The sequence below is a fragment of the Niallia sp. WK069_GA_01 genome (genome assembly GCF_983173855.1).
Window position 1 is genome coordinate 4,082,615 of sequence record NZ_OZ470138.1, and the last position, 19,246, is coordinate 4,101,860.

The 19,246-nt window shown below is 34.6% G+C and carries 20 protein-coding genes; 6 read left to right on the forward strand and 14 right to left on the reverse strand.

The window, feature by feature from the left end; genetic code table 11:
• Positions 1-119 precede the first annotated feature (119 nt).
• Both AC5LWL_RS19035 and AC5LWL_RS19040 read left to right on the forward strand, forming a co-directional pair.
• A complete protein-coding gene (locus AC5LWL_RS19035; protein WP_493435780.1) occupies positions 120-1,160 on the forward strand; it encodes an ArsR family transcriptional regulator in 1,041 nt (346 codons plus the stop codon).
• Complete coding sequence (locus AC5LWL_RS19040) at positions 1,153-2,364, forward strand: MFS transporter (RefSeq protein ID WP_493435781.1); 1,212 nt, start codon at positions 1,153-1,155, stop codon at positions 2,362-2,364. Before AC5LWL_RS19035 ends, AC5LWL_RS19040 begins: the two co-directional genes overlap by 8 nt.
• Before the next feature lie 163 nt (positions 2,365-2,527).
• Here AC5LWL_RS19040 and AC5LWL_RS19045 read toward each other — a convergent pair whose 3' ends face one another.
• The 11 genes from AC5LWL_RS19045 to AC5LWL_RS19095 form a co-directional block, all read right to left on the reverse strand.
• Positions 2,528-3,625 (reverse strand): ABC transporter permease, encoded by a 1,098-nt coding sequence (locus tag AC5LWL_RS19045; protein ID WP_493435782.1) that lies wholly within the window; start codon positions 3,623-3,625, stop codon positions 2,528-2,530.
• The gene (locus tag AC5LWL_RS19050) at positions 3,622-4,881 is read right to left on the reverse strand and encodes an ABC transporter permease (RefSeq protein ID WP_493435783.1); all 1,260 of its coding nucleotides are present in this window, start codon (positions 4,879-4,881) and stop codon (positions 3,622-3,624) included. Before AC5LWL_RS19050 ends, AC5LWL_RS19045 begins: the two co-directional genes overlap by 4 nt.
• Positions 4,882-4,891: 10 nt before the next feature.
• Entirely contained in the window at positions 4,892-5,824 is a 933-nt protein-coding gene (locus AC5LWL_RS19055; protein WP_493435784.1) for an ABC transporter ATP-binding protein, read from the reverse strand.
• 384 nt (positions 5,825-6,208) lie between these two features.
• A complete protein-coding gene (locus AC5LWL_RS19060) occupies positions 6,209-6,619 on the reverse strand; it encodes a YhfM domain-containing protein (protein WP_493435785.1) in 411 nt (136 codons plus the stop codon).
• Positions 6,620-6,875: 256 nt separating this feature from the next.
• Positions 6,876-7,061 (reverse strand): hypothetical protein, encoded by a 186-nt coding sequence (locus AC5LWL_RS19065; RefSeq protein WP_493436663.1) that lies wholly within the window; start codon positions 7,059-7,061, stop codon positions 6,876-6,878.
• Between the two features lie 162 nt (positions 7,062-7,223).
• Positions 7,224-7,754 carry a P-loop NTPase family protein gene (locus AC5LWL_RS19070; protein WP_493435786.1) on the reverse strand — a complete coding sequence of 177 codons (531 nt, stop codon included), beginning with the start codon at positions 7,752-7,754 and terminating at the stop codon, positions 7,224-7,226.
• Complete coding sequence (locus AC5LWL_RS19075; RefSeq protein ID WP_493435787.1) at positions 7,751-8,431, reverse strand: HAD family hydrolase; 681 nt, start codon at positions 8,429-8,431, stop codon at positions 7,751-7,753. The genes AC5LWL_RS19070 and AC5LWL_RS19075 overlap by 4 nt, the downstream gene beginning before the upstream one ends.
• Positions 8,432-8,479: 48 nt before the next feature.
• A complete protein-coding gene (locus tag AC5LWL_RS19080; RefSeq protein ID WP_493435788.1) occupies positions 8,480-9,121 on the reverse strand; it encodes a response regulator transcription factor in 642 nt (213 codons plus the stop codon).
• Positions 9,118-10,224, reverse strand: coding sequence for a sensor histidine kinase (locus tag AC5LWL_RS19085; RefSeq protein ID WP_493435789.1), 1,107 nt, complete (start codon positions 10,222-10,224; stop codon positions 9,118-9,120). Before AC5LWL_RS19085 ends, AC5LWL_RS19080 begins: the two co-directional genes overlap by 4 nt.
• Positions 10,225-10,377: 153 nt before the next feature.
• Complete coding sequence (locus tag AC5LWL_RS19090) at positions 10,378-10,737, reverse strand: YisL family protein (protein WP_493435790.1); 360 nt, start codon at positions 10,735-10,737, stop codon at positions 10,378-10,380.
• Between the two features lie 64 nt (positions 10,738-10,801).
• Positions 10,802-11,710 (reverse strand): fumarylacetoacetate hydrolase family protein, encoded by a 909-nt coding sequence (locus AC5LWL_RS19095; protein WP_493435791.1) that lies wholly within the window; start codon positions 11,708-11,710, stop codon positions 10,802-10,804.
• Positions 11,711-11,965: 255 nt separating this feature from the next.
• On the opposite strand from AC5LWL_RS19095, the gene AC5LWL_RS19100 reads away from it, so the two are divergent.
• Positions 11,966-12,361 carry a VOC family protein gene (locus AC5LWL_RS19100; protein WP_493435792.1) on the forward strand — a complete coding sequence of 132 codons (396 nt, stop codon included), beginning with the start codon at positions 11,966-11,968 and terminating at the stop codon, positions 12,359-12,361.
• Between the two features lie 1,001 nt (positions 12,362-13,362).
• Positions 13,363-14,991, forward strand: coding sequence for a ribosomal protection-like ABC-F family protein (gene abc-f / locus AC5LWL_RS19105; protein ID WP_493435793.1), 1,629 nt, complete (start codon positions 13,363-13,365; stop codon positions 14,989-14,991).
• 100 nt (positions 14,992-15,091) lie between these two features.
• Here abc-f and AC5LWL_RS19110 read toward each other — a convergent pair whose 3' ends face one another.
• Complete coding sequence (locus AC5LWL_RS19110) at positions 15,092-15,562, reverse strand: HTH domain-containing protein (RefSeq protein ID WP_493435794.1); 471 nt, start codon at positions 15,560-15,562, stop codon at positions 15,092-15,094.
• 558 nt (positions 15,563-16,120) lie between these two features.
• Here AC5LWL_RS19110 and AC5LWL_RS19115 point away from each other — a divergent pair.
• Positions 16,121-16,825, forward strand: a complete 705-nt coding sequence (locus AC5LWL_RS19115) for a YoaK family protein (RefSeq protein ID WP_493435795.1) — start codon at positions 16,121-16,123, stop codon at positions 16,823-16,825.
• 150 nt (positions 16,826-16,975) lie between these two features.
• Here the strand turns inward: AC5LWL_RS19115 and AC5LWL_RS19120 are convergent, their stop codons facing one another.
• Positions 16,976-17,656 carry a hypothetical protein gene (locus AC5LWL_RS19120; protein WP_493435796.1) on the reverse strand — a complete coding sequence of 227 codons (681 nt, stop codon included), beginning with the start codon at positions 17,654-17,656 and terminating at the stop codon, positions 16,976-16,978.
• A 145-nt stretch (positions 17,657-17,801) separates the two neighbouring features.
• On the opposite strand from AC5LWL_RS19120, the gene AC5LWL_RS19125 reads away from it, so the two are divergent.
• Positions 17,802-18,257, forward strand: a complete 456-nt coding sequence (locus tag AC5LWL_RS19125; RefSeq protein WP_493435797.1) for a GNAT family N-acetyltransferase — start codon at positions 17,802-17,804, stop codon at positions 18,255-18,257.
• Positions 18,258-18,808: 551 nt separating this feature from the next.
• Here the strand turns inward: AC5LWL_RS19125 and AC5LWL_RS19130 are convergent.
• Entirely contained in the window at positions 18,809-19,162 is a 354-nt protein-coding gene (locus AC5LWL_RS19130) for a hypothetical protein (RefSeq protein WP_493435798.1), read from the reverse strand.
• Positions 19,163-19,246: the final 84 nt, after the last annotated feature.

A 19,246-nucleotide genomic window follows, 5' to 3' on the forward strand; every position in this document is an offset into this window, starting at 1 on the left:
TCTTCAAAACCACTCTACACCGTTTCAATATATCAATAGTCATTACTAAATTCTAATTTTATTGAAATATAAATTCGAATATATTAGAATTAATTCATAAATACAATTGGAGGGATATTATGGAATACCTTTTTTCTGCACAACAAACAGAAACAGTCTCTTTAAAAGTAGAATCATCCGTAGTTTGGGAAGTAATCCTTGGCATCTCAGGATATACTTACGCACAGCTAAGACATACATTTGATTATGATGACCAATGGACGAATGCGCTGCAATCCATGCCACAATCATTAATCCAGAACTTAAAAACAATCGAAAAAACCAACCTTTGGTACGGCATGATTATGTTGCAAAATGAATTTTCAGCAGTTTCTATGGAAGATTTTACTGAAAAGCTATTAAGTTTAGATAATATCTCATTTTATAAAATCTTACTTCCCTATAAAGATCGTTATTCCGAGGATTTACGGTTGGAAACTGCCTATAAGCATGAAACGGAGTCTATTAAACATTACGCTCATTTTTTTAAAAAACATGCATTTCTAGAAAGTTATGTGCTTGCACTTAGCCACTCTCCCATTGAAAACATCATTGATTTATTTCATGCGACTTTACAAGAATGGTACAATTGGATGATTAACTTGGAAGAATGGAAGAAATGGAAACAGGCGCTAACGTTTGAACAGAAGCAATATGCTTCCATTGATCATACAAATCCAACCGCAGAAATAGAAAAAATAGCAGGAATTCATTATATACCGGAGCCTTCTGTCTGGACCATTAAACTAATCCCACATGTTTCCTATCGACCGTGGATTTTAGAAAAACGCACAAATGATACAAAACTTTTCTTTTATCCAATAAAAGAAGAATATTTACTCGAAGCTGGCACACCGTCTAAAGATCTTATTCGCGGCCATAAAGCATTAGGAGAAGAGCTTCGTTTAAAATTACTCTATCAACTTTTAAAAGGGCCTTTATCTCTTCAAGAATTAAGTGTTCAATTTACTATTTCGAAAACATCCCTGCATCATCAACTTTCTTTATTAAAAGCAGCAAAATTTATTAAAGTAGAAAAAGGCATCTATTCAGCGAATGCAGCGAAAATAAAAACGTTTTCTGAAAAACTGAATCAGTATCTTGAAATGACTAATGAGTAAATACTCTAAAGCATTTAAATCCTTATGGGTAGGAGAGATTATTTCTGAATTTAGCGGGGCAGCTGGAGCCATATTAAATGGGTTATTATTATTTGAATTAACAGGATCCAAACAATGGATGGGAATACTTTGGCTTGTTTATTATATCCCTTCTTTCGTATTGCAATTTTTAAGTGCTCCCTATCTTAACTATATATCAAAAGAAAAAACACTTCCTTTTATACAATTGGTTCGAGCGTTGGCATATATTTTGCCGTTAATCGGTTATCTATCTTTTGAAAAGGCAGGCGCTGTTATTGGCTTAGTTTTATTGCAATTTCTTTTAGGGTTAGTACAGCCTATTTATGCAAGTATCTCCTTTTCCTTATTGCCAGAACTTTGTAAAGAAGGGGAGCTTGTTCATGCAAATGGATTATTAGACAGCACGATACGATTGATGAGTTTCCTTGCTCCGGGAACCATTTCCTTATTGCTTCTTTTATTTCCCTTGCAATATCTTTATGGAATTTCTGCTTTGTTGTTTCTGCTTAGTTATTTTTCTCTTTCCCACCTACCAAGGACGAGTAATAGCAACACTGCTATTTGGTCAAAAAAATTTTGGTGGAAAGAAATGCGAGAAGGATATCGACTTTTTTTCCAATATCGTAATCTACTAAAATTAACCCTGCTTTCATCCACCGTTCATTTTGCTGTTGGTGCTACCCTTGTTTTAAATATTCCCTTTATCCGTGGAACCCTGAATGGTCAAGTATGGGAATATGCCATTTTTTCAGGGGCTTTTCCGATTGGTTATATTCTTGGAACATTTCTCCTGAAAAAAGTACCAAAAACAGAAAAAACGATGTATCTTGGTTTATTAGGAGGAGGTCTTTCCTTTATTCTCTTATTTTTTGTTCCAATCATCCCACTTGCCTGGATCTGTGAGCTATTTGGAGGAATAGCCTTTCCACTTTTTAATGTGCAATGTGCCGCTATTTTTCAAAAAGAAGCTCCTAAAAACCGTTTAGCTCAATTAAGCTCCGTTCGTTTGCTTATGATGAGAGCAATGATGCCATTAGGAATTCTCTTTGCTTCAACGAGCCTCTTTTCTTTAACGATACGAGAGAATTATTTTATTATTGGGATGATCATTTTACTACCAGCTTCTCTTTTCCTCTTGTTTTCATTTAGAAAAATCGATAATGCTTATAGCACAAGGGAATAGACTTAATCTATTCCCTTGATTAACTTGAGGATAAGCGCTATTAATTAAGTCCGCATTTACTTCGCTTTCCCGCAGGCGTCTCCGTGTATTCTGGCTACTCCCTGCTTCCACTATAACAGCGATATCTATAAATAATTCGAACTAGTACCTATCTTTTCAAGCTTTACACATGTCTTTTCTCGATCAAGCGAATCCCGACGCCAAGCATTAATGTTCCCATTAACAGCAGAACTGCTGTCGGCAAAAGTATTTCTGACAATGGGACGTCCTGTGTGATGACTTTATTCAGTATTTCCATTCCATACGTAATCGGAATAAACTTGGATAGTAGCAATAAAAATTTAGAGGTTACGATTTCTAATGGCCAGTACGCACCCCCAAGCATCGCAAAACTTACTGATATAAGCGGGATGATTGAGTTGAATTGACTCGCTGTTTTTACTAACCCTGTGAGTAGGATTGCCAAGGCAACAATAGCAAAAAGATAGGGAATGATTAACAGAAATACCATAAAGAATCTCCCGTGAAAATTAACTCCAACTCCATATTTAAAGATAGCAAAAATCATCATAATCTGAATATAACCGACCGCAAAACTAAATAGTAGATTCCCTAAATATAGCTGTGTTTTCGACGTTGACGATAAAATCAACCGATCCCAAATACCATTTTGCTTATCTCGTAAAATTTCTACCACTGTATAAGCAACTGTATAGATGCTAAAAAATAAGGTGAATCCAAATAATGCTTGAAGTGCCTGATTATACGTTGTGTCTTTTTCAGACATGTTACTATCAAACTTTATTGGTAAAATAGGATTTTTTTCATTCTCCGCCAGGACTTTTTCTGACTTTTGTTTATCCTTTGCGGCTCCGATCATCGCTTCTTTTTGCTGCTTATTTTGATAGTATTTCTCTAAATAACGATTGATTAGCATAGCATCAGAAGTATCTGCAACTCGATAAAGCGTATACGTATTTCCTCCGAGAGCTACACCTGCACTAGATGTCCCTTCTTCTAGCTTCTTTTTTGTTTCTTTCTCAGAATACACAGTAAAGGTATAGCTTTCGCTTTTGTTCAGTTCCTTTACAATGCTTTGTATATTTTCTGTCCCGCCTGCGTTAAAAACAGGAACTTCTATTTTCGAGAAAGAAGATTTCCCCAGCAAAAAGGCAAAAGCAATACAAATTATCGATGTAACAATAAGAGCGCCTGGCTTCCGGATAAATTGTCTGTATTTTCCCCATAGTATAGCTTTCAAGATGCTACACCTCTTTTCCTAATTAAAACAAGTGTTAAAACGATTAATACGCTGGTAAATAGTAAAATCGCTTGAAGTTGGCTCCAAATATCTATAAATGAATAGTCCTGATATACTTTTAAATAAGCGGTAATTGCCGCACCACCCGGCGAATATTTCCCTAACGTTTCCATAAATCCACCTATAACACTAACATCAAAAAAGCTTCCGCCAATAAATGCTAGAACAGGAATAATGAAATTTGAGAAGATTGCTTCGATATTTCTTGAATTGGTTGCATAAGACAAAGCAGTTGTAAAAACGGCAAATCCTGCAGTCATAGCATTTAACGCTACCGTTATACATAAATAATAAAGGATATGTGGAAAGGTCACTCCATAAAAAAGAGCTGTTAATCCAAATAAAATATTCAATTGGATAAAGGAAAGCAGGAAAGTCGCCGCAAATATTCCAGCAAAATAGGAAAAACGTGATACATTTGCAAGCAATATGCGCTGATACATATGCTCTTCCTTTTGTTGAAAAGCAAAACCTGCCACCGTTGTCGCCACATAAAAAACAAACATCACACACATGCCAACTGCATAATAAGAAAAAGTATCTATTTCTTTCTTTTTTGTTATATTCTTAACGATGCCTACTTCTGTTTGTGTTGCAGCTATTTTAGAATAATCAATTTTTAATTGCTTTGCTGTTTTCGCATACGTTAACTCTTTTTGAAAGCTCGTAATTATATCATGAATAACGGTTGCTTCTAACGACGTATTGTCCCGTACCGTTAACTTCCACTTTGCTACCTCCCCTTTTCCATCCACTAGTTTTTTATAAAAATCTTCCGTAAATGAAGAAGGAATTTCTAACGTGCCACTGTATTTTTTTTGCTCCTTATCTGTTAATGTACCTTTATCAAGAACAGTTACTTTTAGAACCTTTTTTAATTCTTTATTTTCAACCACTTCATTTAAAAAGAGATCAACAGGATTAAAGGAAGAAATAATGGCTATTTTCTCTGCTTTTTCCCTCTCCGTTAACGCGGAAGCTTGAATAGCATTTATTGCTTTCTCTTGCGCTGCTTTCGGATCATCTTTTAATAAAACAGCAAGTTTAGCATCAATTTTTACATCACCATTATTAAATGCTCCTAATGCACTTCCTAAAATGGTAATTAGAATAAACGGCATTAATAGCAATACAATCAGTTCTCTTGGTCTTCGCCAAATAATAAGCAATTCTTTTTTTATGAGCTGCCAGAACATAGTATCCCTCCTAATCCCTTAACTGCCGGCCAGTTAGATGTAAAAATACATCCTCAAGGCTTGGTGTTTCTATATTTACCGAAAGTACATTTGTTGCATATTCTTCTGCAAATTTAAAAATATCTTTCAGCAAGTTGATTTGTTTCGGAACAATGACTGTGATAATCGATTGCTTGATAGAGAGATTTTTCACATTCGTATGATTTTTAAGTGCATCTACAAATTCATGCTTAATCATTTCCACTTTAATATTTATGGCTGTCTCCGCAGACAGAATATTTTTCAGCTCCTCCTTTGTTCCTGAGGCAATAATTTGACCATGATCCATGATATAAATGCGGTCACAAAGAAACTCCACCTCTTCCATATAATGGCTTGTATAAAGAACCGTCATATTTTGTTCTTTATTTAATCTTTTCACTGTTTCTAAGATATAATTACGGGACTGTGGGTCAATCCCAACAGTTGGTTCATCCATGATGATAATCTTCGGTTCATGAATAAGTGCCACCCCAATATTTAATCTTCTTTTCATCCCACCAGAAAAAGTTTTTACAAGATCCTTTTCCCGATCTTTTAATCCAATAATGTTTAGTACATCATCCACCCTTTGCTGCAGGCGGCTGTTCGGGATTTTATGCATTTTTCCAAAAAAGATTAAATTTTCTCTTGCTGATAATTCCATATAAAGTGCAATTTCCTGAGGTACTACTCCTAAAATCTCCCGTAAATGTTGTGGTGATTTTAAAATACTTTCGTTATGCAGGCGAATATCTCCGTTATTAGGGGCAACTAGGGAGGATATTAATGAAATGGTTGTTGATTTGCCTGCTCCATTTGGGCCTAGTAAGCCAACGGTCTCTCCACTTTCTAAATATAAATTGATGGAATCGACAACCTTCTTTTGTTTGTAGGCTTTGGACAATTCTATAATTTCTAACATCATCATCATCCTTTCTACAATCTATCATAAAGACTTTCCCTGTTATCTCCTATACCTAAAGGTCATCTCTTTTGGAAAAATTAGTGACTCAGGTCATGGGTGATGGTCATTTTTTGCTTTTTTGGTAATAAGGGCTATCTGCTGTTTTCCATTTTTATTTTTTAGGCTAACCCTGACAAGTGGCGCGCTCAATAAGTCCGCAGCCGGAATACACTTTGCTTTCCTGCGGGGTCTCGTCTTTCTCGCATTCCCGCGGGAGTCTTCGCGCATTCTTACTGTTTCCTGCTTAAGACTATGAAAAATGGAATGCTGCTTCTTTTCATGCGCTTTGGTGCGTAATTTTTTGTTAAGAAGTGCATAAAAAAGACCTCTTAAAAGAGGCTCTCAATTAAATGTGCTTTTGAGTAAATCAATTAACCTATCCGCTTCTTCAGACGAAATTGTATAAATGGTGTGAGTATCATCTGGTTTCATAATTGTACTTCTTTGTCCTTTTTCGCCTATCCATAAGTACATCCTTGTATGTTCATTTTTGTTATATACAATATCCATATAAAATTCCGGGTTAGCCATATTAACTATGCCGTCTTCCTTTATTGCACTTGAAATGATTTCTTGAAAGGCATTAGTGTTTTCCTTATCATCAAAATTAACTTTACTTTGATCACTCGGCTTTGAGAAACTAATACTTATAATATTGTTATTTATTATAAGCTTCTTTTTACTTTCTGACTCTGAAGATGGATTTGTATTTACTTCAAACCTTTCTTTTGATTCACAAGTAAAAAGAAACAAAGATAGCAATCCCAAAGATAACAGCACAAATATCTTTTTTTCAAATACCCTAAAACCTCCTTAATAAGTTTCATACTTATTAGACGATTAGATACCTCTTTATGTTCCAATCTTACCTTGATAACTACCTCTATTGATTCAAGGAGTATACGAACTAAGTAAAAAAGCATTTGATGAACGAGTCAATCAAATGCTTTTTGCCTGTCAGAAATCTAATATACTTACTGCAAACCAACTAAGAGAATTTGTTTAATAATCAATTTTTAATTAGTTTTTGTATACCTAAGTGTAAAATTAATCCCATCATACTCCATACATTCAAAACAGCACTCGCGATTAATAGCGTGATTTTTATAAATTCTGGTGAATGTGTATTTAAGGCGATTATTAGAGTGCTACATCCTATAATTAGCATAGCAAACAATAAAGGTATGTTTTTCACCAAGTCAAGCCCTCCTCTTTATCCTTATTATTCCATAATACTATAATACTAAAAAACTACACTTAAATCAGCCGTTTTTTTTAAGAACATGTTTTAGTCAACCTGTTTTCAATAGCATGTTCTTTTGGTTCTTTTCCTCTAATTATCTCAAAACTAGATGCCTCACACTAACGATCCCTCTAATTTCACTAAATAAGCCTCTATATCTTTTTTGGTTTGTAGCAGAATAATTTGCTTTTGGAGATCTTTTTCTTGTATTGCTTTCAGTCTTGCTTTCATCTTTTTCTTGCGGGAAAAGTAGGTAGTGATGATAAATTTAAGAAATCGCCAATCTAACTTTTCCTTGCAGCCTTTTCCCATATCCATTCTCGTTTTTCCTAAATTCGTTAACCAGCGTTTTATCACACGATAAAGACATACACGAAGAGGTAGCTCCAAGTAAATAATGGTATCTGCACTTTTCACCCGCAGTTCAAAGGTATTATTATAGCTTCCTTCTACAATCCATTTTTTCTTTTGCAAAATAATCTGCTGTGCAGAAACGAATTCTTCTAGACTAGCTTCTACCCAATTCGGTTTCCAAAAGTAGGCATCCAAATGGTATACTTTCAGTTGCAATAATTCTCCAAGCCTTCTTGCAAATGTAGACTTTCCGACACCTGCTGATACTCCGATTACCATAATTCGTTTCATATCCAGCCCTCTCTTTCTATCAATCTATCCAAACTTGGGAGCATAAGGATACCTGGATAAACAGATTTCTCCTCCGTCCGATTCAGCCAAATTCCTTTCATTCCAGCATTCGTGCTTGCTAGTGCGTCTATCTTCAAATTATCGCCAATATAAATACATTCTCCTGTTCTTACATTAGCTTGTTTACTTGCTTTTATAAAAATATCCTTATCCGGCTTAGAAATGCCTAATTCACTCGAAGTGTTCACTTGATCAAAATAAGCTAATAATCCTGTATAATGGAGCTTTTCTACTTGCTGCTGGTAATCATCATTACTGATCACACCAAGTTTATATCCGATTTTTTTTAATTGCTGCAAGCAAGTAGCCGCATCAGGATAAGCCGTCCAATTTGTCTTGTAAAAATGGAGATATTCTTGAAACAAACTATCTGCCTCTTGATCGGTTATCTGTTTTCCAAATAGTTCTTTGATGCGCATTCTTCTCTGCTCTTGAAAAGAAAGTTCACCTGCCAAAAATTTCGCATAATAAGCATGGGACCAGCTGATCCATAAACTTGGAAATTCGTTATCCTCCATCGACAAATCCTCTTTATACTTATCATAAAATTCTTGTGCTCCTACTCTTTCAGCCAACTCATGATTCACTAATGTTCCATCAATATCAAAAAAAATCATGCGCTAGCCTCCCAATCAATTAGTAAAACTTCTTTATTATTCCTAGTTTCATATAAAATCATTCTTTACAGCAAATATAGCAAGCTGTGTCCGGTCTCTTAGTTCCAGCTTCATTAATATTTGCGTAATATGATTTTTGACCGTTCCAACAGATAAAAACAATTCACTGGCAATTTCTTTATTTGTTTTGCCTAAGCCGATATTTTTTACAATGTCCCGCTCTCTGTCTGTAAGAGGAAAGGCTAGTGCTGACTGCTTTTTTTGCTTTTTTTCTTCAAGGAGCTTCGGCATTACTTTCGCCGCTACCTGTTCATGTATCGTTATACCGCCTGCCAAACAGCTTTTGATGCTATGCAATAAATAATCACTGTCTGTTGTTTTTAATAAAAAGCCATTTGCTCCTTCTTTAAATGCCTGAATCGCATATTCCTCATCGTTGAAGGTGGTAAGGATTAGGATTTTTACATGAGGAAAGCTTTTTCTAATATGCTGTGTTGCTTCTACTCCATCCATAACAGGCATACGTATATCCATTAACACGATATCAATGGCATGCAGCTCCAATAATTGCAGCGCTTCTTTGCCATTTTCTGCTTCTGCTATTACCTTTACTTCTGCATCTTGTTCAATAATCATTTTCAGGCCGTTTCTTACAATCCCTTGATCTTCTGCAATTAACACCCTTATCATTTCTCTATCTCCTCTACCGGTATATTTCCTTGTAAAATAAATTGATCTTCTATTTGAAATGTATTTAGATTCCCTCCGATTTCCTCCAGCCTTTTTTTCATATTCTTTAATCCAAATCCTTCATAGATTGGATGCTTATGTACAAACACATTCTTTATCTCTATTGTTAAATGGCCCACAGGTGACACGCCTAATAGGATAAAAACTTCTTTTGAACTACTGTATTTCATCGCATTCGTTAATCCTTCTTGAATGATTCGATAAAGTGCTGCACTCTGCTTATTGCTAATGCGCATGTTAAGTACCCCTTGTTTTGTTGTTAAATGAACATGCACTGTATTTTCACTTTCCAGCTTTTTAATTAAATGAATAATAGGTGAAATCCCCTGCATTTCTTCTGCCTGTAATATGCGCACAGCTCTTCTTGTTTCTTCTAATGCCTCAGACGCCATATTTCGCAGCATCGCTATCGACTCCTTTTTTTCTTGAATGAAAAGAAGTTCAATCTGCATTAAAAGGGCTGTTAATTTATGTCCAACGGAGTCATGCATTTCTCTTGCAATCATATTTCTTTCTTCCATTCTGGCAAGCCTTTCATTTTTAAATGCCTGCCGTTTTTGGACGCGATATTCGTTCAGTAATGATTCATATGTATCTCTTATATGCAAATATTCTTGGTTGCTTTCATTTAAGCGAATAAGCAGGATTACAACCAAAATGGCTGCACAAACATATAAACTAATAGAAACATGAAAGAAGAATATACTAATAAAAAAATGGGTGACAAGCGTACTTAGAAGGAGAATTCGAAATGTTTTTACCGATACAGTACGACCGCTCTCCATTAAGATAAAGAGCATAAGTACCATTAAGTAAAAAAACACCTCTTTATTCATTAATACGGTTGCTGTTTGAATAAGAAAAAGTATAAGTATATAAAGGAATAGCTTCTTCTTCACAATTGGAATGAGGAAATATAAACCAAGCATACAAGATGAGAAGAAAAGGAGAATAATAAATGAAGCTGTATGTTTATAGGAAGCATATAAAGCACTTGTCATTAAAAACATTAATAATAGCAATTTCATATAATAGGATCTCAAAATATGTCTCCCCATTTCTCTTATGAACTATTGTTAACGTATCAAATAAAGACAGAATTGGTCAACAAATTTTTCCAATGAAATTGATTATAATTTTGTCGACAAATAGACATTTCGGCAAAATAAAAAAGAGAAGGATTTGCTCCCCCTCTTTCAGCCAAAATGCCATATTCCCATTGGTAATGTCATGCCCAAATAGAGAACCAGTGCCAATGCAACAATACACTGTGTCCATAATATTGTTGTTTTTCTGCCTTTTTTTGTTCGTACTAGAATCATCTCCAGTGCAACAATAACCCATAAGCCAACAAGTGTTTTTAACACATACAGTGCTGGTAAACTCCCTAAACTATAAAGCATCCATACCCCAGTTCCAATGACAATTACATACATTAAACGAAGAACCATATGTACAATTTTACTTGCCTTTTCTTTTCCACTTTTATGCAGCCCGAATGCTATTATAAATAAAATAATTGCCAGCGCCCATGAAGTGATATGAGAGTGTGTCATAAAAAATTCGCCTCCTTTACTTTACATATCTTATCATAATTCTAATTACTTACGATTGTTTTTATTATTCCACTATTGTATTAGATAAAACGCCAATTCCTTCTACTGATATGTCTATTTTATCTCCTGCCTTTAAGAAACGAGGCGGGTTAAAGCCCTTGCCTACCCCTGCTGGTGTTCCAGTTGCAATAATATCGCCTGGTTCTAATGTCATTCCTTTTGATAATACACAAATGACTTCATCTATAGGAAAAATAAAATTTTCTGTATTAGAATCCTGTCTTCTCTCTCCATTTACAACGGTTTGTATATGTAGAGAATGGGGATTTTTTATCTCAGACTTTGTAACGATCCATGGACCCATTGGTGCACTTGCATCTAAACTTTTTCCAATAAAAAACTGTTTATGTTTTTTCTGCAAATCCCTTGCTGTGATATCATTCACGATCGTATAGCCAAATACATAATCCAAGGCATCTTCCCTTTTGATTGCTCGTCCTGTTTTTCCAATCACAACAGCAAGTTCTCCTTCATAATCGAGCTGATCTGTTACTTGTTTATGTTCTAGTATCCCTTCATTTGGACCAACTACTGTTGTTGGTGCTTTTGTAAAAATCATAACATGTTCTGGTATATCATCTTTGCTTCCCATTTCAATGGCATGTTCGGCATAATTTTTCCCCACACAAAAGATATTTTTAGAAGGTCTTGGAATTGGTGCTTGTAATGTTATCCTTTCCAATGGCAAATAAAGCTCGTTAACAAGCTGTTCCTCATTCACCCACTGAACCAATGATTCTACCTTTGCTAAAAAATCTTCCCCTTCCTCTATACAGACAATCATATTATCTAAAAAAGGTCTCTGTCCACTGCGTTTTTCCTCTGCATCATTTAATAACAACACCGTCTTTTCATCTGTTCCAATAACGCCTACTGCACTTTTCCCTTCATATAGAGCTGTCACCAATTTCATGAATCCCTCATCCCCCCTATTTGTATTGATTCCTGTATTCATTATAAACTGTCAGATAATTTATTGAAAATGTTTCGTATTCGCTTCACGACAAGTGTTAACTAATACTTATATGAAACATTTGTATACTATATTATTTTGGCTCTTTTCTAAAGACTTTTTTTCCGAAAGATTGTGGTTTTTCTGATAAATAATTATAACTCTAAAATTATCTGATAAAATAATATTAATATAGATGCAAAAGGGGGTCATCCATTGTCGAAAGGACTTATTCACCATATTGAAATATATGTTTCAGACTTAAAAAGTTCAATCAACTTTTGGAGTTGGTTTTTAGAAGAATTAGGGTATGAGTCTTTTCAATCGTGGGAAAGTGGTCATAGTTGGAAAATAGGAAAGACCTATATTGTTTTCGTACAAGCGGAAGAACGTTTTATGGACATACCTTACCATAGGTGTCGGGTAGGTCTAAACCACCTAGCATTCCACGCAGGTTCCCGTCAACAAGTAGACGATATGACCAAAAAGTTAGAAAGTAAGGGTGTTAAAATCCTTTATACCAATAAGCATCCCTTTGCAGGTGGAGAAAAACATTACGCTGTTTATTTTGAAGACCCAGATAGAATTAAGGTTGAATTGGTAGCACCTTGACTTCTATATTTTAGAAGTCTTTTATTATGCACTTCTTGATATCTCAACAGTACTGAAGTTGGATTTTTGACACGCTGAGATATGTATTTTGTCAACACAATACTCAAATGCTAATTTTTCACCAAGTTCAAGCCATCGGAAACCAATACCTCTTTATCTTTAGGTCATTGATGTTTATCCCATACCACAAAAGGAGTTTAACATATTAAATATATAAAATATGTTAAAACTCCTTTTGTTTTTATTTGATATCAATAATGCTAATTATGGCAGTATGTTTTATGGCATAAAACATAAAATTCAAGTAATGAATAAAAACTTGCATATTTTCGGCTCTTTATTTTTTTCCTCGTTGTGTTAAACTCCCGTTAGCATAACAATGAAGATATTTTCTTTAGTAAAGTTGCATTACCTTCCCATACAGTATAGAAGCTCCATTCTTCAAGGAATAATTTTTTTAAATAAACGAATTTAATTTAGTATTTAATGATAGTATATTTCCTTTTGGTTTCCAATCACCTTATGTTATACTATTCTTAATAAAAGTCGAAAGGATGATGGGTGGACAATGATTAACTAATCTTATTTTATATTTGAAATCACATATTTCAAAACAAAAAAATAGGATTAGTCTGCCCATTATCTATAATTATTGTAAATAGCTTCAGAGTGTAGATAAATGATTAAATATACACTTATAGTGCGCGTTCAAAAGGAGAATAAAAAGGACGAAGAAATTCGCCATGTCCTTCTAACTGGACTTTTTGAACAGTGTCTTAATAGCCTGAGTGAAATCGTTTTACTTTAGCTTACTTGAAATATTTCTCAGTAAGCAAGTGAACGTTTCGACAGCCTTAAAAGAAAGCTTATTTGACAATGTACAGGTATGACTAATCCTTCCAAATGAATTGGGAGGATTTTTATATTGGCGGAAACTAATGCGCCAATATTACGACGTCTTATGCTTCGTATTCTCCCTTAATAAAGAAGGGATTGATTATATGAAAGAATTATTAAAATTATCTACTATTAGCTATGAAATAATGGAACGTACTATTTTTAAAGAGATAAATGCACATGTTCAACATGGTGACATCATCGGTATTATAGGCAAAAATGGTGCTGGTAAATCTACATTGCTGCAATTACTAAACAATGATTTAATACCAACACAAGGAAAAATACAGTGGATGCAGCAAGACCTGACTATTGTCCTGGTGGAACAAGAAGCCGAGTCGCATGCATCTGAAGTCAGCACTCCTGTTGAAGCAAAATTACTCGAGAAATGGCATGTACCGAATCATGACTTTCTACAATTAAGTGGTGGTGAAAAACTGAAAGCACGACTTGCAAAAGGTTTTTCAAAAGAAGCAGACCTTTTGCTATTAGATGAACCAACAAACCATCTTGACGAAAAAAGTTTAGAATTACTCACTATACAAATGAAAAATTATAAAGGTACTATTATTTTCGTTTCCCATGATCGCTATTTTTTAGATGCTATTGCAACCAAGATATGGTCGCTTGAAGGCAGCAAGCTTATCGAACATAAAGGGAATTATTCTAGTTATATGGAGGCGCGAAAACAGAAAAGACTTACCCAGCAGCGTGAATATGAGAAACAGCAGAAAATGGTTCAACGCATTGAAGGTCAAATCAATGAGATTACATCTTGGTCAAAAAAAGCGCATGGACAATCAACGAAAAAAGAGGGTTTTAAAGAGTACTATCGCGTAAAAGCAAAAGGGATGGATGCACAAGTAAAATCAAAACAAAAACGGCTTGAAAAAGAGTTGGAAAAAGCAAAAACTGAACCAGTTGAGTCAGAATATACGGTAAACTTTTCGATCGAAGCAAACACCAAGATTGGAAAACGATTTTTAGAAGTAAAGAATGTATCAAAGTCTTTTGACGGAAGAATCCTATTTAAACAGGTTCATTTCACCATTCAGCACGGGGAGAAAGTTTCCATTATTGGTCCAAATGGCAGTGGAAAGACAACCTTGTTAAACATAATTCTTGGAAGGGAACCATCAGACGGGAATATATGGATTTCACCTTCTGCCAAAATCGGCTATTTAACGCAAGAAGTATTTGATTTACCACTCGAACAAACACCTGAACAGCTCTTTTATAAAGAAACATTCGAGACAAGAGGGAAAGTGCAAAATTTAATGAAACATTTAGGATTTTGTGCTTCACAATGGACAGAACCAATCCAGAATATGAGCATGGGTGAACGGGTAAAGTGCAAGTTAATGGCATATATATTAGAAGAAAAAGATGTGCTTATTTTAGATGAGCCGACGAATCATCTTGATTTACCTTCACGTGAACAACTTGAAGATACATTAGCACATTACAATGGAACACTGCTTGTTGTTTCACATGATCGATACCTGCTTGAAAAAACGACAAACAGTAAACTTGTTATTGCGAACCATCGCATCCAAAAGCAATTTGCTGAAACACCTCAAAAAAGAAATAATCTTGAAGAGCTGCGGTTAAAGCTCGAAACGGAAAGACAAGAAGTTTTAGGAAAGCTTAGCTTTATGACTCCAAATGATAAAGCCTACACAGAACTTGATAAGAAATTTAAAGAGCTTACGAAACAAATAAAAGAGCTTTAATCAACAGACGAATGTTATTTTAAAAACACTGCATATTTCATCAACAAATAAAGCTAATATAGGACGGAATTCGCCTGAATACGGACGAATTCCACCTATTTTAACATTTATTTTCACCACTTACTTTCAGTATGTTTATTAGCATGTGCAAGTTCACACAAATATTGATTAAATAGTGACTCTCTATTTCTTCATCGGTTGTATAAAAGGTATGAAAAATTTCGTCAGGAACTTCAGCATATTTGGCTAAACTCCTATATGAAAATTGATACTCCTCTATTAAGAAAGAATGTATCAATAGCTTGATTCTTTCTTTAGCATTCATAATTGAAAATCCATCCGTTAAAAATAGAGAACGATACTCAATCAACTCTATTTCACCTTTTTTCCATTCATATGGTTCATCTTCTAGGATTTTTTTTATCTTTTCAGAAGATATACCTAATAATTTTGGCAATTGTTCCACTTCTATATGAAATTTCTCCATCATTTTAAGCATCTTTTCTTTCAGGTAATCGTTATTATCTGTTGATGGCAATTCAATAGATAAATTATGTTTAAACCGCCCCATAATTCCCTCCTTTTTTTGTATATTATACCATTACTTATAACTCAAAGTTCGCTGCATAAATTCCTTTTCATTTCTTTTAGACAACTTGCTTTGCAGCGTAGAAAGGGATGTTGATTTTCTTGTTAGGTATTTTTTTTACTTTATCGCTATTCAATAGGGGGGTTTCAGTGTTATCAATCTAAACTTCAATATATTAGGAAATTGAATAAAAAGCGTTAGTTTTTCCGAGGCTTACTGCTCGCTTTCCATTTAGGAGTCTCGCATATCCTCTACAGCAACCAGTTTGATCTATTGGTTGCTCTCGCTGAAACTAGGGAAATATCCATCTCGTTTATAATTTCCTAGACGAGTATAAGTTTCCATTTTTGGACAGAAAATTCTCTTTTTATTTCCGAAAATTTCTATAACTCTTGTACATAAATTGGCTTTTAAATACAGGAAAAACAATAAAAATAGGGCTATGCTTTTTCTGTAAAGTAGTGGTATTATAGAATTGTTTGAAGAAAGAAACTTGTAAAAATAAAAAAGAATAACTCCAAAGTACAAGGTGATTAGACTATGACAGAAAAACATATTTCGATTCCCTCCTTGTCTTCCAACTCTGTTCGATTGGGAGTATTATTAGCAATTGTCGGAGGATTTTTAGATTCTTATACGTTCATCACAAGAGACGGAGTGTTTGCCAATGCTCAAACTGGAAATATCGTCTTATTTGCTGTGGAAGCATCAAATGGAGCATGGAAAGAAGCAATGCTCTATATTCCTCCACTTATTGCCTTTATGTTAGGGGTCCTTGTTTCTGAAATAGTGAAAATCCCTCCTATAAGACATGCGCTGCATAGTTATCGTCGATCCATTCTTATACTTGAATGCATTGTACTGATTATAGTCGGTTTTTTGCCCTCTAGTGTTCCTAATATTATCGTTACAGTATGTATATCCTTTGTTTCTTCTTTACAAATTTCTACCTTTAATAAATTAGATAAATGGGGCTACAATTCAACGATGACGACCGGCAACCTGCGAACAGCAACAAGAGCTGCTTATTGTGCACTTGTCGAACATGATGAAGAAGCGAAAAAACAAAGCAAAGAGTTTTTTGGCATTATTGGCGCGTTTTTATTTGGTGCTCTATTAGGAACATTTTCCACTACTTATATTGGAATCACTTCTGTGTGGATTGCATCAGCCATTTTAGCTATTGCGCTTATTTTATATCATCGGGATAAAGGGTTTGTACCAAGGAAGGCTATGTTGAAATAAACTCAGATAATTTTTTTCATTATATGTATAGAGGGAAGAGCGATGGTACCGTCCTTCCCTCATTTAAATTCGATTTTACTTGCCGTTATCTTGTAAATCCACCTTCACACTTTCTAACTCTACAGGATAATAGGAGGTTAAATAACCTATTCAATTCCCCCGTTTCACTTCATCAAATAGAACGATTTTCGTTGTCTCCATATCTGTGCCAAATTCCTTAGGAAATTGCTTACCTATAACTAATAAATAGAAACCAGATAAATATCCATTCGAATTTGGTGGCTCGATTTTTTGCAACTCTTTATCCTTTAATAGGAAATACTTTCCCTCTAATCCTAAATTCGCACTAGTTCCTAGTGAAACAATTAATTGATATTCAAATTTAGGATTGCTAAAGAAATTTTTTTGATTTAAATAATCTAGCTTTGAAAACAATTGCTCAGCATCCATCAATTCATCATATTGTACTTTTTCTTTTATTTTCTGTTTGCTGATACTTACTTTATTATCTTCCTCTTCCTCGCATGAGTAACAGGTTCTATAATGATAAACGATAAAATAATCCTTCTCTTTATCTATTACATCAAATACGACGGAGTAAATAGTCTGATTTTTATCTAAGGTTAATTTAAAGTTTTCCAGTTTAGCATTGTTTGTAATAGTTAATTTTTCTCTAAACTGATGCCAACTGTCAACATTATTGACCGTATTAAAATCTTCCTGTTTATATAAAGATACTTTTTTCGGACGATTTTCATAAAAATTATATATTGCTGCCAAAATCACTAAAAAAATCAACGTTACGGTAATTGCCCAGATCCTTTTTTGCAATCCTTTCTCCTCCACATTCTTACATATCACTTATTATTTTTACAGAAAAACACAAGAGGCTTTCTTAAAACAACAAAATATAGACAAAACTTTCTTTTTATATTACCATAATTTTCAGACTAATATTTTTAAAAGGATGATGATAATGGATATTAAAAAAGATGATTTAACCGGTCCCGAGGTTATTGAGTTGTTGATGGATCATTTGCAGAGTATGGCCGTACATTCTCCACCGGAAAGTAGACACGCACTTGATGTGGAAGGATTGAGGAAACCAGAAATCACCTTTTGGAGTGCATGGGAAGAAAATGATTTAGTTGGTTGTGGGGCATTGAAGGAGCTTAATGCTCAACATGGGGAAATTAAATCCATGAAAACTTCTTCCTCCCATCTAAGAAAGGGTGTTGCACAGCAACTGCTTCAACATATAATCGGAGAAGCAAAACGCCGTGGTTATAGACGGTTAAGTTTAGAAACAGGCTCCATGGATGCTTTTGAACCAGCTAGAAGGTTATATTCAAACCTAGGCTTTCAATATTGCAACCCCTTTTCGCACTATAGTGAAGACCCTAATAGTGTATTTATGACATTAGAGTTATAGAATGAAAGACGAACAGGAATTCATTCTACCTTCTATTAGGATAGCAGAAGATAATTTTTTCTTGTTCGTTTAATTTCATTATATTTAGTAAAGTTTTCTTCCATGGGTGGTTTCTTCCGATAGATTCTTCATTTATTCAAACAACATAGTAAACAATATTTTCATACCATCCCATCTACCGCTTAACAAAAAGAACAACAAAAACGACAAAAATGATGCCAAGTAATAAGAAAGGACCAACACCCGAACTATACACAATATATATCTTAATATGTCGTATTAGATGAATAACTAGAAATAACAGTAAAATAACACCAGATATTGTAATGAAAGGCATCTTTCTGTTGCGGTTCAAGCTAACCAGCCCCTCCAAAAAATCTTAAGTACAGATAATAATGCGGAAATTTACTGGATGTTATTGTTTTCTTCCGCAATATAACACTATGTTCATCACATCTTGTATTATTCATCTAATTTTCCCTGTTGTTAATACGAAGTACCAGCAATGTAACATGCAACTTGAGCACTTTATGTATTATCAGAAGAAATTTTTAAGACAAGGGGGGAGTTTTGATATATAATTCCGCGTTCCTCCCATTAATTCCGCGCTTCTCCCGATTATTCCGCGTTCCTCTCGTTAATTCCGCGTTCCTCCCGATAATTCCGCGCTTCTCCCGATAATTCCGCGTTCCTCCCGATAATTCCGCGCTTCTCCCGATAATTCCGCGTTCCTCCCAACAATTCCGCGTTCCTCCCGATAATTCCGCGTTCCTCCCAACAATTCCGCGTTCCTCCCGATAATTCCGCGTTCCTCCCGATAATTCCGCGTTCCTCCCGATAATTCCGCGTTCCTCCCATTTATTCCGCGTTCCTTTCATTTTAAATATATAAAAAGACCAAATCACGATGATTTGGTCTTTTTATAATAATGTTATACACAAATTCTTCACAAAAAGTTACTCTTACATCTCTATTCTCAAATTATTAAA

Bases quoted from the DNA above. Each gene is read 5' to 3' on its own strand.
- AC5LWL_RS19075 (WP_493435787.1), bottom strand. From the start codon at position 8,431: ATGATTTTTTTTGATATTGATGGAACATTAGTGAATCATGAGTTGGCT.
- AC5LWL_RS19035 (WP_493435780.1), top strand. From the start codon at position 120: ATGGAATACCTTTTTTCTGCACAACAAACAGAAACAGTCTCTTTAAAA.
- AC5LWL_RS19055 (WP_493435784.1), bottom strand. From the start codon at position 5,824: ATGTTAGAAATTATAGAATTGTCCAAAGCCTACAAACAAAAGAAGGTT.
- AC5LWL_RS19125 (WP_493435797.1), top strand. From the start codon at position 17,802: ATGGATATTAAAAAAGATGATTTAACCGGTCCCGAGGTTATTGAGTTG.
- AC5LWL_RS19050 (WP_493435783.1), bottom strand. From the start codon at position 4,881: ATGTTCTGGCAGCTCATAAAAAAAGAATTGCTTATTATTTGGCGAAGA.
- AC5LWL_RS19040 (WP_493435781.1), top strand. From the start codon at position 1,153: ATGAGTAAATACTCTAAAGCATTTAAATCCTTATGGGTAGGAGAGATT.
- AC5LWL_RS19070 (WP_493435786.1), bottom strand. From the start codon at position 7,754: ATGAAACGAATTATGGTAATCGGAGTATCAGCAGGTGTCGGAAAGTCT.
- AC5LWL_RS19095 (WP_493435791.1), bottom strand. From the start codon at position 11,710: ATGAAATTGGTGACAGCTCTATATGAAGGGAAAAGTGCAGTAGGCGTT.
- AC5LWL_RS19090 (WP_493435790.1), bottom strand. From the start codon at position 10,737: ATGACACACTCTCATATCACTTCATGGGCGCTGGCAATTATTTTATTT.
- AC5LWL_RS19080 (WP_493435788.1), bottom strand. From the start codon at position 9,121: ATGATAAGGGTGTTAATTGCAGAAGATCAAGGGATTGTAAGAAACGGC.
- AC5LWL_RS19110 (WP_493435794.1), bottom strand. From the start codon at position 15,562: ATGGGGCGGTTTAAACATAATTTATCTATTGAATTGCCATCAACAGAT.
- AC5LWL_RS19115 (WP_493435795.1), top strand. From the start codon at position 16,121: ATGACAGAAAAACATATTTCGATTCCCTCCTTGTCTTCCAACTCTGTT.
- abc-f (WP_493435793.1), top strand. From the start codon at position 13,363: ATGAAAGAATTATTAAAATTATCTACTATTAGCTATGAAATAATGGAA.